General features: G+C 55.8%; 9 protein-coding genes and 4 pseudogenes. 4 read left to right on the top strand and 9 right to left on the bottom strand.

The window, feature by feature from the left end:
• A partial coding sequence (locus GWG54_RS19300; protein WP_167939280.1) for an IS1595 family transposase occupies positions 1-666 on the top strand: 666 nt, incomplete at its 5' end.
• Between the two features lie 126 nt (positions 667-792).
• Here GWG54_RS19300 and GWG54_RS19295 read toward each other — a convergent pair.
• From GWG54_RS19295 to GWG54_RS19285, 3 genes and pseudogenes are all read right to left on the bottom strand, one after another.
• Positions 793-1,077, bottom strand: coding sequence for a hypothetical protein (locus tag GWG54_RS19295; RefSeq protein WP_167939279.1), 285 nt, complete (start codon positions 1,075-1,077; stop codon positions 793-795).
• Positions 1,078-2,409: 1,332 nt separating this feature from the next.
• Positions 2,410-3,639, bottom strand: a pseudogene (locus tag GWG54_RS19290) (RNA-guided endonuclease InsQ/TnpB family protein).
• Positions 3,640-3,705: 66 nt separating this feature from the next.
• Positions 3,706-3,795: pseudogene (locus GWG54_RS19285) on the bottom strand (DUF2080 family transposase-associated protein); the annotation flags it as partial.
• Between the two features lie 167 nt (positions 3,796-3,962).
• On the opposite strand from GWG54_RS19285, the gene GWG54_RS19280 reads away from it, so the two are divergent.
• Together GWG54_RS19280 and GWG54_RS21045 are read left to right on the top strand one after the other, a co-directional pair.
• Positions 3,963-5,678: a polysaccharide lyase gene (locus GWG54_RS19280; RefSeq protein ID WP_167939277.1), complete on the top strand. Its 1,716-nt coding sequence runs from the start codon at positions 3,963-3,965 to the stop codon at positions 5,676-5,678.
• A gap of 1,284 nt (positions 5,679-6,962) precedes the next feature.
• A pseudogene (locus tag GWG54_RS21045) lies at positions 6,963-7,276 on the top strand (zinc ribbon domain-containing protein); the annotation flags it as partial.
• A gap of 849 nt (positions 7,277-8,125) precedes the next feature.
• Here GWG54_RS21045 and GWG54_RS19270 read toward each other — a convergent pair.
• Together GWG54_RS19270 and GWG54_RS19265 are read right to left on the bottom strand one after the other, a co-directional pair.
• Positions 8,126-8,563 (bottom strand): PIN domain-containing protein, encoded by a 438-nt coding sequence (locus GWG54_RS19270; protein ID WP_167939276.1) that lies wholly within the window; start codon positions 8,561-8,563, stop codon positions 8,126-8,128.
• Positions 8,560-8,865 (bottom strand): AbrB/MazE/SpoVT family DNA-binding domain-containing protein, encoded by a 306-nt coding sequence (locus GWG54_RS19265; RefSeq protein WP_167939275.1) that lies wholly within the window; start codon positions 8,863-8,865, stop codon positions 8,560-8,562. The genes GWG54_RS19270 and GWG54_RS19265 overlap by 4 nt, the downstream gene beginning before the upstream one ends.
• Before the next feature lie 332 nt (positions 8,866-9,197).
• Here GWG54_RS19265 and GWG54_RS19260 point away from each other — a divergent pair, with 332 nt between their 5' ends.
• Positions 9,198-9,683: a DoxX family protein gene (locus tag GWG54_RS19260; protein WP_167939274.1), complete on the top strand. Its 486-nt coding sequence runs from the start codon at positions 9,198-9,200 to the stop codon at positions 9,681-9,683.
• Positions 9,684-10,317: 634 nt separating this feature from the next.
• Here the strand turns inward: GWG54_RS19260 and GWG54_RS19255 are convergent.
• From GWG54_RS19255 to GWG54_RS19240, 4 genes and pseudogenes are all read right to left on the bottom strand, one after another.
• On the bottom strand, positions 10,318-10,818 hold the full coding sequence (locus tag GWG54_RS19255; protein ID WP_167939273.1) for an SRPBCC domain-containing protein: 501 nt from the start codon (positions 10,816-10,818) through the stop codon (positions 10,318-10,320).
• Positions 10,815-11,153: a helix-turn-helix transcriptional regulator gene (locus GWG54_RS19250; protein ID WP_167939272.1), complete on the bottom strand. Its 339-nt coding sequence runs from the start codon at positions 11,151-11,153 to the stop codon at positions 10,815-10,817. Before GWG54_RS19250 ends, GWG54_RS19255 begins: the two co-directional genes overlap by 4 nt.
• A 74-nt stretch (positions 11,154-11,227) precedes the next feature.
• Positions 11,228-11,335, bottom strand: a pseudogene (locus tag GWG54_RS19245) (IS1595 family transposase); the annotation flags it as partial.
• A gap of 140 nt (positions 11,336-11,475) precedes the next feature.
• The gene (locus GWG54_RS19240; protein WP_167939271.1) at positions 11,476-12,894 is read right to left on the bottom strand and encodes a carotenoid oxygenase family protein; all 1,419 of its coding nucleotides are present in this window, start codon (positions 12,892-12,894) and stop codon (positions 11,476-11,478) included.
• Positions 12,895-13,604: the final 710 nt, after the last annotated feature.

Raw genomic sequence — 13,604 nt, 5'->3', positions numbered from 1 at the left:
CAAATCGCGATTGTGCTCGATCGAGCGTACAACACGATTCACACCGCTATCCGTGACCTGGAAGCCGCGCTCGAGCGCGGCTTCCCGGGTGTCTGGAACCGCCTCAAACAGCCATACAGCGGCCCGTTACAGGTCGATGAGAGTGGAAGAGTGTGCTCGGGATACAAAGGTCAAGACCCGCCGCGGCCCGGACGGGCTCGCGGCGGGTCGTCTCGGAGTGGGCGAACACGATGGCAGGGACGTCACGGCGACCAATTGACGCTCGTCGCGGCCTGCCGCGACGAGCTCACTGTCATTCGTGCAAAGAAAGGAATCCGCTACGAGGGAGATCTTGAGCCGGTGATTACAGAGGCTGAAGACCTCTCCCAGCGGCTGGGAGAGGTCTGGACCGATGGACTGCAGGCATATCGGTGGATGGAATACGATCACCGGACGGTCATCCACAAACAGCAGTACATTTCGCCGGACGGCATCCATATTAACCAGGTTGAGTGTCTCTGGTCACTCTTGCATCCGTGGCTGCGGAAGTTCCGCGGCCTGTCCAAGCACGGCTTGGAACAGGCCGCTCACACCTTTGGCTGCGTCTGGTCATTGAATAACATCGGCGCGTCGCTCTTCACACTCATCGATTGCTTCGCCCTCTCTCGTTTCCGTAGCTTTGCGTAAGAGCGAGCCAGCAGGTTCCAACACAGAAACAGGAAGCTCCGTCCTCAACAAGCAAGGGCCGGGTAGGCCCGTGTGCGGTAGGGCGGGCTAGTTCACGATACGAGGATCACAGGATCACTGTTCGGACTACGAGCCGCTGAGCCCACTGTCTTCGGATTCGTTACCCATTCCGGTTTCGGAGTCGCCCGTTCCGTTCTCAGACTCGTTGTTTCCGCCTAGTCCGCCGTCCTCGGATTCATTGTCCATTCCATTCTCGGTCTCATTTTCTTCGCCGAGGCCACCATCCTCGGACTCGTTGTCCATTCCGTTTTCGGACTCGTTGTCCTCACCAATCCCACCGTTTCCGGAGTCGTCCATTCCATTTTCGGACTCGTTGCCCTCACCGATTCCACCGTTTCCAGAGTCATCCATTCCGTTTTCGGATTCATTCGCTCCGCTTTCAGTCTCATTGCCCGGGCCACCGTCCGAACAGCCCGCGATCGCCGCGATCAATCCGGTACCGGCCGCTATCGTGAATCGCCGTCTGTCGACCTTTGTCATAGTACGCGGCTATTCCAAATTCGAATTCGTTAATAATGCCCCCGTTCTGTTTTGACGATTATACACGATTTAGATGAATTTTAGGCTAATAAATAATGGAAATACTTTATGAGCCGATCGCGAATGTTACGGTCCTGGCTCGGACGAAGCGATGACGTCGCCAGACAGTTATACTATTTCAGTGATGACACTCGAAAAAATCAATCAATAGTGCTGTAGTCATCTTTTAATATAGACTCTATAAGTGAAATCTGAACTACCTATAGAGTAAAACAAGTTCTTTAAATTGTTTTATCAAGCGAGCTTAGTGAACAGGTTTAGCCACCTATCTGCGGTTGCAGTTCATCTGAGTGGCTACGGCCCGCTATACGTACTGACACTACTCGCTCGTAGGAGTGAGCGGCCGCTGCTGTCGTTCTGTAGCCATTGTTTGATGTGTATCCTATTGACCAGATCACAAATGTTACCCATGTACTCTCTAATGATAGGTGAGAATCATAAGCTTTGCTGTTATTTCTATATATAAGCACATACTTTTCACATTTGTTACAAACTTAGTTGTGCAAAATTCCCACAACGGACTACTTGACATCCTCCCGCGCCTGAAGACACGGGTATTCTCCTTGCTCTTTATAACAGTGGAAAAGCCAATTTTCGTTAGGTAGTCTACCAGACCTGGCCATCTTGTTTACGGTTTTTGGCGATTTCGATAGACACATACCAATAGATCGTATCTATCCTACTAGATAATAGATATATTAATAGACTATACTATGGAAGAAGTATACGAGTTCGCCGATAACCATCAGGATATAACAAGAGAAGAGGCTATGGACGAATTCCGCCGGTGCTATCGTGAAATAGATGAGTTGACAAGAGATGATACCCCACAAGAAGTGATTCAACAGGTGGCACTTTACAAGATGGAAAAGAGATTGGACTGATCTTCCGAGAAGTTGTCGGAAGTTGCACAACCAAAATATAAGAGATCTCTCGACACTCTTCGCAATCCGAATGACTTTTTGACAATGAATTCACAACACCATATGCAAGGGACTGATCCTTGCCACCTGCCGAACTCAGAGGTGTTGAGGCACCTAACACACACCGTCCCCAATCCACCAGCATTCGTTGGAGACCACTTCCCCGGTCTCTACGATTTTGATGCCCTAATCGCATGGAGTTGGTGACTTCCTCCCCACCCTACTCGCTCACGGCTGACACCGCTCGCTCCTTGAGGGTGAGGCTTCCTGTTTCCACGACGTGCTTTGCAGGAACCGAATCGGTTCCCGTAGGGAGCGCAGTCTCCGCAGGCGTTGATTCGGGACAGCCCATCCCTACTTGCTTCAGTCCGCGTACCAAGATGTTGTAGGCCGCATTCCAGTCTCTGTCCGCTGTGAAGCCACAGGAAGGACAGGAATGTTCGCGGACCCACAGCGGTTTGTCCGACTCGGCACCACAGGCCGCACACTCTTTGGTCGTTCCGGCCGGATCGACAGCCACGAAGTGCGTGCCGTCGCGTTCGCACTTGTACTCGAGCATTCGGAGGAACGTTCCCCGCGCCGCACCGGCACGGTTGCGGCTGTTCGATGGGAGTTCCATCAACCCCTTGGCGTCGAGGTCTTCGACCGCAACGAGGTCATACTCCCGGGCGTAGTGGTTCGAGAGCTTGTGCAAGAAGTCTCTGCGCTTTCGCTTCGGATCGGCATGGCGGTTGGCGACGACTTGCTGTTGCTTGCGGTAGTTCGCCGACCCGTGCTCTTTGCGCGAGAGTTGCCGTTGCTCGCGTTCCAGCCGGTCGCGTTCGTCCGAGAGGTCAGGACGTTCGACTGCGGTGGCGTCGGTGTCGTGAGCGTACTTCAGTATCCCCACGTCGATCCCGACACAGTCCTCGAGTTTCTTGGGCTTCGGCGGTGCGTCGCCCTCGGTTTCGATCCCGAGAACGGCGAACCACTCGCCGGTCGGTTCCTGCTTGACGACGACCTCTTTGATCGTGGCGTCGGCGGGAACGTCGCGGTGGTAGGCTATCGGAATATCGCCGATTTTGAAAAGAGAAAGCACAGTACGGCCACTCGTGTTGTTGAGTTCGAAGCCGGTTTGACTGTACTTGATCGAGCGATATTCCTACGGGGCCTTCCACTTGAGTTCGCCGACGCGGTAGCCGTTGTCCTTCCGGCCTTTCAGCGTCGAAAGATTGTCGTACAACCGTTGAACGACCTTCTGTAGCACTTTCGAGTGGACTTGTTTCAGGTCGGTCCACCAGTCCTTGAGGTCGGGGAGAACCGACTGCTCGAAGTAGGCCGACGTGCCGTCCTCTCGATTGAGCCGGTGTAGGAAGTGGTTGTAGACCTGTCGGTGGGTATCGACAGTCCACGCTAACCGTTCGTGGAGTTCGTCGGTCGGGTTGAGTCGATACCTGTAGTTGTAGCGCATAATCTACTCGCCTGAATCGGCGTCGGGTTCGGAAACTCGGACAATCTTCACGTCTGCTCCAATTCACCGCTTCGGGACGAGGACGTGCGCACCGTTTCCGACCGGTCGAACGTCTCGATCGAGGACTTCGAAGCCCTCGATTTCGTGCCGATCCATTAACTCTGTATATACTCTGTTGCAACATAAAGCTATCAATAACGTTGGCATGCGGGCCTGCTGTAGAACAGTCCAAGAAACATGAGCGGCGCTGTATCCCCCTCCCTGCTCGCGCCTTCGGCGCTCGCTGAGGCAGGGGCATTAGCGCCTATTTTCAGGTAATCGTTATGGGCCAGCACAGGATCGAGCTTGCTAGCTGGCGTGCGACCGAGGAGCTCCTTGAGCGCGCCGAGATCAGACGCGGCGAAGTCAAGGCCATCCCCCGCGCTGATCCGACGGGGATAAACGCCGAGAGCTACTCGAGCGACAAGGGCAACATGAATCGGATGTGGACCACCGACGACGATCCCTCGACACAGGTGGCGCGAAACCTCTGGGGTGAGATTGCAGCCGACGATCTCACGGACCACCTCAACGAGACCGTCGGCTATGAGGGCAAGATGCGCGTCGCGCGCGGGAACACACAGACCGGCGCAAACCCGCTGCTCTCACACAAAGTCGCGACCGGCCTCGATGGCGAGGCCCTACTGTTCGAGAGCACACGCGAGGATACCGATCTCGAGCACCGCGTCGAGCTGACGCTCGAGTTCATCATCAAGGCGCTGCGTAGCATCAGTGTCAAGCTCAATCTCGGCGACGAAGGAACTCCAGAGCCAGAACCAGAGCCCGAGCCCGAACCTCAGTTAGAGACAATCGAGCTTCCCGAGGATGGCCAGGGTCAGACGGGACATAGTAATATATGCGGCGTGGCGATCGTTCCCGATCGAGATCTCAAGGCACTCGAGGTCCGGCTGGGTGGCGATCGCCACGACGGGGCGAAGGACATCACTGCGATCCACGTCTACGACGACAAGCAGACTCCGCTTGCCACCAAGCAGACAGCTGGTCTCGATCACGGCGACTGGGTTGGGATCGATTACGACTTCGCCAAGGGACAAGAGTATCGGATCCTCCTCGACGGCGAGGGTGAGCAGTACGTTCGTTACCGCGCCGAGGCGAGCTGTCCCTACAAGGGTGATGGCCTGACGGTCATCAACGGGAGCTACTCGCCTGGCGACGACTCGCAGACTGAGAGCTACGTCTACAACATCGATCGGATTCGCGGGAGCCTCACTGAGGGGATCGACGAGCCCGAACCCGACTACCGCAACGTCGAGCTATCCGAGGTCGCGTCTGATGAGAACGCCAGCGTTGCGGATGATCCGGCTGGCGGAGAGCGTCCCGTCGCGAGCATCGACTGTCAGGAGGGGAAGCCGCAACACTATTCCGTCGAAACCCGCTGGGAGCTCGAGGACCTGGTCGGACACGAGCCTGACGTCGTCCACTTCCGGTATCAGATCTACTTCCCGACGCACTTCGAGTTCCACCAGAGCATGAATCATGGCGGGACGAAGATGCCTGGCCCTGCCGATCACCGAGGAGAAGGCGCAGCTGGCGGAAGTCACAATCCTGGTGAGGCGTGGTCAGCCCGTGGGTATGCGACGACTCGAGGTCCAAACGATGCGACCGAGGACGAGTCAGACATCCCGCTCGGGAAGCAGGTCTACGATGTGACTGGTGCATCGAAGGACTACGGCCATATGCACTCCTGGAAGCGTGGCGCGAACAAGGGCGAGTGGGTGACGATCGATGAGCGCTACGAGATGGATGAGCCCGGCGAGTTCGACTCGCGGATCACGGCGTGGGTCAACGGCAAGAAGGCGTTCGATCACGACGACTACCAGTTCGTCGGCGAGGGTCACGGTCACAAGGGTGTCCACGAGTGGCGCTGGCACTTCTACTTCGGCGGTCGGTGGGGCAGCCCGAAGGAGCAGAGCAAGTACGTCCGTCGATTCGGTGTCTGGTCGGGCGACAACTGCCCCGAGCTCGAGGACCTCGAGTGAGTTAACTTGATGTTCGGCTTGAAAATATTGTATGAAGAATATGGTTATGATACATATTATGTAGAAAACTATTAGTATATAGGATCACTCATGGTAAATGATCGGTTGGTACCTGAGACATCCGACGGTGTCAACTATTAACAGCCTTGGTACCTCCGATCGTTTTCCCAACAGGGAATAGAATCGTGGTGCGATTCTTTCCCCATTTTACGGATGATTCCTGCTCGATATCGTCGATTACCTGAAAATCAGGCGCTAATGCCCCGTCCTCAAGGAGCGAACCGCGTCAGCGGTGAGCGAGTAGGGTGGGGAGGAAGTCACTGAGTAATGTTTTGGAAGGACATCAGTCTAATCCAATGTCTTCTGGACCGAACTCAGGATTCGCTAATTTTCTCTGGATCTCTTTCCAACCACCCCGACTTTTGCGTTCCCCAGTGCAAAGAGAGCAAAGTTCGCTATCGCTAGAATACACTGATCGCGGCTTTGGACCATAAATTTCGTTTGCCTTCTGTAGCGCCGCGCAGTTGGGTGAGGTATGGAGTTGTATCCGTCCTCCTGATCGACATGAGGCGGTCCAGACCTGTTGTTCGTCGTTAGTCATACAGTCTTCCCAAGTTGTTATTCAAATATTCACAACCCATCATATTATATTCTTCGGCTCTGGTGAATCACTAGACGGCGGCGACTTTTCGTGGAAGATAACGTCACTTGAGGCGTCCATTTGGAATGACCATGGCTGCAACCTCGAGGAATCTGCCGATGACGAAGCGATTAGCTGGTCTCAGGTAGGTGCTGAGACACTCCAACCCGGCGTAGTACGGCGTTCACCAGAGCCTATTCTTCCGATATACCTCGTTCTAGGGCTCCTCTAAGTCCCCTAGGTCGCCTTCTTAGATGGTTGCTTTAGATTGTGTTTGTGAGTAACTAGTGGCGACACTACGATGTTACAGCGGCAAAAATCATCTTAATGAGATAGTCAAACATATTTCCAAAAAATCCAATGCTCTGGCCTCTCAATTATGGGTGTCGGTGTGGCTACCTGGACCTCGTTCACAAACCACACCGACTCGCCTCGTGAAGTACCTCGGGGACAAGCCCCGAGGCCTCACCGTTTTGTCCATATCGTCCAGAATCGGACGGATGGACGCAGGCGAATGTAATTCCCCTCGACCTCCCCGAAATGGGTCAGCTGGAATTAACACCCGAACATTCGGTACGTCCGTGAGGGTCGGTCGCTCCACCACGAGCCGACAACACCCGTCTCACCGCGTCAAGGACGCGGATGAGTACGCTGAGTACAAAGCGCCGGAGCGCGGTGTCATGGCGAAGCAGGTTGCTCCGAACCACACGTCCCAACGCTGTTCTCGAACAGACTGTGGGTTCACGCATGAAGCAAACCGTGACGGCGAGCACTTCCACTGACAGAAGTGTGGTTACGAGGTCAACGCGGCGAAGAATATCGGGCACGGTACGCCCGGAAACAGAAACACAGACTCCGTTCCTCGCCCACGTCGGGGAGCGGAGACGCATCAGTAGACGTGCGTTTGAATGGTGGGATGTTGAACGGCAAGAGTCATCGGCAGATTGCTGGTGACTGATTGCCGGGAGTCCATATCAAAGCCCTCCCCTCAACGAGCGAGCCCCGTCTGGGGTGAGCGAAGTAGGGTAGAGTAGTTTACATGCCACGTAACAAATGGTGAAATGGATGATTGCTAGCTCAATTTAGACGCTCAATTCCGGTGAGTAAGAACGTTTATGTCATCAGACACTCTACTTATATTTGCAGGAAGCGTGTGACAGGAAGTTCCTGCGTGACTCGATTCGGCCCTCCGTTTTCTGATGTGATCTGTTCTACACCAGTAGTTTGCGCGCTGCATCGCCAGGCTCGAGTACGGCCCGATCCCGAGTGCACGTCGCGAGCCGACCACGGGGTCTCCGACATCTGAGTGTGTCGTGTACTGAAAAAGGGAACAACAGTTATTCGCTTGCCCGTGGGACTGCTTCTTGGCAGGGTGGCCGTCGGTTCTTACTACCCATTTCCCAGTGGCTTGCCGCCTTTTGACGAGTGTCGTCTCAGCGCTCGTAGGAGAGTAGTGGCGACGCTACTTTCACCGTTCTCGCCTACACAATCATGAATCGATATCGCTGGCACTGGTGGCCGATTTGAGTAGAAGTGTACACTATCCACTATGGTTGCCAAACAAATAGGGGAGAAATTGCCGAAAAGAATCATAGTAGACGCACAATCAAGCTTTGGTGTTACCCGTCTATAGCCAGCGACTTCCTCCCCACCCTACTCGCTCACCGCTGACGCGGTTCGCTCCTTGAGGACGGGGCATTAGCGCCTGATTTTCAGGTAAACGTGATGCGAGACGCATTCAGAACCGCACCTCTGCAGCAAAAAGAACAGCCAGACGCACGTCTGACGCTGTAGACTCTTCACAGCGTCAAACTCTATTATTTCGGAACCGGGTCACGTCGACATTAACCGGCAGTTCATCGAAGTCGTCATCTGCCCCCACAAGGAGAGTCGCGTCTGTCTCAGCAGCGAGTGCGACGGCATGAGCGTCCGCTATTGATATATGGCCGTCAGCCTTTACTTCAGCTGCAACACGCCAGTTAGCCGGCTCGATCTGTAGCCCCCATCGTTCGAGCGCCCGGATGTCACGATCGGCGGTCCGGAGCGAGTCTGCGGTTGGTTTGTCGTCGACCCCCTCGAAGCGCGCAACGAGATAGAATACTTCGGCAGCGTTCGTCTCGGTTAGCAGACCGCTGAGAGCACCATTCCGGACACCCGTAAGGTACTCTGCAACGACATCCTTTCCGGGTTCATCGTACAGATACGCGATAATCGCCTCAGTGTCAAACACGCATCTATCAGTCATTCCTCATCAGTGTCCGCCGGTCGGAGGCGGTCAGCCCGCTCTTGCTCGCGCTGGCGTTCCTTGCGCTTCGTCTCCCGGACTTTTCCGAGAATCTCGCCGGGCTCACGGTCGGCGCTTGCGTGGATCCCTTCTAATTCCTCGAGTGAAGGAACTGGTTCGACGACGATGCGCTCGCCTTCCTCGTAGATGAATACCTCTCCAGGGGAATCGATTCCGTACTTTTCTCGTAATGCCTTTGGAATTGTCGCCTGTCCTTTTTGTGAGACACGAACGATTTCTGGCTCTCGAGTACTACTCAACATTCTATGTTGTACTACGCGATCGAAGTACTACTATCTACCGGCCGCTATGAATCGTGATAAGCATACTGGCGACTCATCGACTGGTCACTGATCAGTGAGTCCGAACAACCGCCAATCTTCCAACTACCGTGGGATCAGATGACTATAGATTTGGTCCGTGGCTTGCCTATTCGCATGACGGAGTCGGAGTTGTACGTACTCGAGCCGACCACCGTCGATCTAGTTGACATCCTCCTCCGCTTTCGGGCGGAGGAATCCCGAGCGATAGGATATAATCTAGTTACTCCTATGTTACCTGATCTATATATGCGTCTGAACTAAACCCTTAATTGATGTCTTCCGAAAACATCCACGATGAACAGGGTCCAACTACGAATCATCAATCAGGAGAGAACGTATTTGCTCTACTTGGCCCCTATGTAAGGCCGTATGAAAAACATATTTATTGTTTATTTCGTATTCTTGTTGGGTTCTTATTTATGCAGCATGGTGGGCAAAAACTATTTGGTCTCTTTGGTGGTGTAGATGGTACTGGAAGCACAGCACCACTACTCAGCATGTATGGTGTTGCTGGCATGATTGAGCTAATTGGTGGCCTCCTTCTCGTTATTGGCGTGCTGACTCGACTCGTCGCGCTTATCGCGGCTGGACAGATGATTGTTGCTCAGTTTATCGCTCATCTTCCAGAAGGAGTTATTCCAATTCAGAATGGTGGCGAACTCGGTTTACTCTATATTGCAGCGTTCCTTATTCTCTTTCTGTATGGTAGCGGACAATACAGTCTTGAACGTCTAGTTTTCGATCGCGAACTCGTTTAGCTGTTATTGAGGGCGCTAAGCCCCCTTCCTCAGCGGTTACCGGCGGCGTGAGCAGTGAATGGATAGCGCTCGTACGTCTTCTTTTCGTGTGAAGCGGTCCCCTCCCTACCCCAGCGGTCGAAGAGAGCAGGGAGATACTCCCCACGCTTCCGGCGTTGTTCAAACGTGGATCGAAACGGCTACACCGTTTCGTCATCACGAAAGACCGGAGGTCTTTCGAACGACGACAACAAGCGTGTATCGTCGGTTGTGGCCGAATGTCGATTCGAGAAGAGTGGGACGTCCCGAACCACCCGTCAAGGGAAGTCGCCTACGGAGTCTGGAACCGCTGTGGGATCTGTTCCTTCAAGTTCCGATACAGAAACAGGAGGTTCCGTTCTCAACAAGCGAGGGCTGGATAGGCCCGTGTGCGGTTAGAGCAGAGTAGTTCACTGCGATCGGCAAGCCAAACTTTGGCCCCCTCACGGGTGAGTGCGCAGGCGACAGCACTGCCGATCGGCCCGCCTGCGCCGTAGATCACCACGACCTTGCCATCCAGCATCACGTCAATCCCCTCCTCTGGGGCAAAGAACGCTCCTGTGATGTCTTGATCGGCAATCGGATCGTCAACCTCGTCGCATCGGTTTCGATTATGCTACGCTTCTTGGACGACATCCCCGAGGTTCGACAGGGAGTCGTTCCAGCCCTCGTTAGCATCGCTTGGGGGAATGGCCTCAGGGATTCCTTCCTGTCGGACGGTGATCTCGGTTCCGTCAGGTACCTCCTCGAAGATGGTCGTCACCGTCATCTCTCCAGCCATCTCCGGAGCGTCGGTTTCGAACGATTCGGTGTAGACGATGCGTTCACCAGGAACCAACTCCCGGTAGGTTCCGCTGAAGGTCGAACCGTACTCGGTGAGCTCCTCGGTCTCTCCCGTAAACGTGGCACGGAACGTCCCGCCCTCCTCGGGCTCCAAGTGGTGAACCTCGGCGCTGAAACCAGTCGGTGGGAGCCACTGGGCGAGTTCGTCGGGATTGAGAAACGCCTCGTAGACACGTTTGGGCGACGCCTCTATCACACGGCTTACGGTCATACTCCGTGAATTATTCTGTTCGCGGTTCATCGTGGGATTTCCTTCGCTGTCGTTGTCGGTCATTCTTCGTCTTCCTCTAGATGGTCGGCCAGCGCGTCGAAGCGGTCCTCCCAGAGTACACGGTACCGGGTCAGCCATCCGAACGCTTCACTCAGTGGCGCGGCGGCGAGGTGACATCGTCGCACCCGGCCGTCCTCCTCGACGTTGAGGAGGCCCGCATCCTCTAGCACGCGTAGGTGCTTGGAGACCGCTGCTAGCGATACGTCGTGGGGTTCGGCCAGCTCACTGACGCTCTCGGGTCCATCGGCGAGCTGTTCGAGGATTTCTCGACGGATTGGGTGGCCCAGTGCTTTGAAGATCGCGTCGAGATCCACGTCGTCCGGCTGTTGTTCAACCATCCGGTTAAGCGTATGACTTGCCAGGTATTAAACCTTCTAGTTAAATTATTGACCATCGATCGATTTCCGCATCAAGGATACAGTGTATGCACCCAGAGGCGTTTGAGACGCCGCTTGACGCCCTCGTCGAGCGGCTCGGTCCGAAGCCCTAAGATACCGTCGTCGATCATGTTTTGAAGCATCCCGCCGAAGGCTGGCTAGGTGTTAGACATATCCGCCGTACGTCGGCAGGACGCATTGACTTTTCCGGAGCTTTGCATAAGAGCGACCGCGGAGCACACTCTAGAGTACCAGCTCGAGTTCACGCAATACTCAAGAACGATTACACCTCCGGGAAGAATCGACCGTGAAAGCCGAACGGAACGGCGTGTGGCAGGGGTGCACGCGCTCTCTCGACTAACGTTTCCGCATCGAACACAAGCAGCATCGATCGCTCCCGTCGGGTGTCCAGCGCCGTCGCGATCACGACGCCGTCATCCGCCGCGGTCCCGCCTGGACGCTGAACCATCCGCGGCTCTTCGACGTAGACGCCCCGTTCCCACCATTCCATCGCGGTTCCTCGTTCGACGTCGAGTTTGACTAGTCCGTTCGCGCCCTTCCTGTCGGTCGCCTGTGCATACGTGTACCGATACCGTTGGCCCCGAACCGGTTTCGGAACCGTTGGGAGCTCCATCCCGCCGTCGTACCGCTCGAAGCGTCGGACGCGTCCCTCGTCGGGATGGAGTCGAAATCTAACGAACTGACCGTCGGGAGCCGCGGCGAAGGCGTCCTCCGAAAGGGCGTCGAAGGTGAGCGCCCGAACGATCTCATCGTCGTCGAACGCGACGAGATCGAGAACCAGCTCCTCGTTATCCTCGTAGGCATTGACGTGGTGGAAGGTGAAAAACGGCGGCGTTTCCAGTGTCCCGACGAGCGTTTCGGCGTCCCGATCGACGACGATGAACCTGCTTGCGGCCCCTTCGTCGTACTCGAGAAGATCGAGGAATCCCTCGTTCCACGGAGCCAGTGCCTTCACCATCGCGATCCGGAGCGGCGTCTCCACGATGACAATATGTGAGTCGGTGATCGAACAGTCGTGGACGTATCCGGGGCCGGCGGCCGGTACGGTAGCGACGTGGATTCGGCCGGCACGCCCGGGTGGGATCCGGTAGAAGTGATACTTTGGAGAGCGCCCGAACTCCGTACTATAGCCGATCGTTTCCTCGCGATTGGGATCGACCTGGAGGTGGGCTGTCGCCAGATGCTCCGGAACGTTGTCGCGCCAGCGAAACTCGCCGCGGGTCTCGAGCGTTACTGGATCGAACGCGATCCGCCGTGGTGCCTCGGTGAGCGCGACGAAGTGCTCGCCGAGTTGGGCGACGTGGACGTTCGCGTTGTCCGTCGGTTCGGGCGGCCCGAGCGACCGGAGCCACCGCAGGGTCCGACGGAACGAATCGCTGGCGGTTGCGAACTCCGTGGCACCGTGGCCGGAGTCAGCGGCCGCGTACGCGTCGGTCCGTAGGAACCGATTCGTATATGAAACGGTGCCGTCCGCGAACCCGTAGCGGCGGAGCATCGCCAGACCGTCGAACCAGTGGGTTGCACGCTCGCCGCCAAACTCGAACCGTCCCGGTCCGTTCCGGATCAATGCCCCGGAGAGCCACGGCGGAACGGTCCCATCGATCGGTAGCTGTCGGTCGGCGTACTCGGTGTCGACCGTTCGAAACCCGAGTTCGTAGGCGCAATCGGTTGCGTTCGACATACAGTTACATGGTGTAGACGGACGATCAATCCGTGGGAAGCGGCACCGACCGGGGAAGATAGATTCACGGAGCTGTAAGTTACCCAGGACTGAAGTCGTGGGCTTGCCCCCGCGAGGGGTTTCGGCCCACGCTTCGTCCGCCGTCACGGGCGAGTTGTACGGCAGAAGGTCAGTCACACGGAGGGGTTTCCTGCGTGGTTTTCCGACCTGTGGTCTGCGTCCGAATCTGCCTCACACCGCGTTAATTATCGGTGGACTCTCACCGCTTCATGGTCGGGTAATTCGACCAGAGGGGCGCTGTATCATCCGTCCCCGACTTCAGGGCCTACCTACGGAGGCCCCTCCACGGCCGACACATTTGGCCGACCGAGAGTGGAACCTAATCATGGTTCCGGTGACGCTTAATGGTAGCGGTGGCGAAACCAGCCGTGCTACCGGCGGTGGGATCAGAGAGGCTGTCGGATTCCTCCCACGACTACAGTCGTGGGCTTCCTCCTCGAATCATGTGAGCCGACCGGCCACTCCGGATTAGGGTGGGACAAGATACCGTCCTCGAGATTTGTTGAACCTGAACGGCGATTTCTATGTCTCCATCGATTCGATGGCAGAACGGGAGTCCACCGACAAGCCCACCCCTTTACAGTAGTTGCTGATTCGATCAGGAAGACCGCGAAGGCTGGAGGAGCGTACCGGTTCTGACTTCGTGAAGA

The sequence above is a fragment of the Natronococcus sp. JC468 genome (assembly GCF_012163165.1).
Lineage (GTDB): Archaea > Halobacteriota > Halobacteria > Halobacteriales > Natrialbaceae > Natronococcus > Natronococcus jeotgali.
The sequence above is the reverse complement of the archived record's forward strand: the minus strand, read 5'-3'. Positions and strand labels throughout refer to the sequence as shown.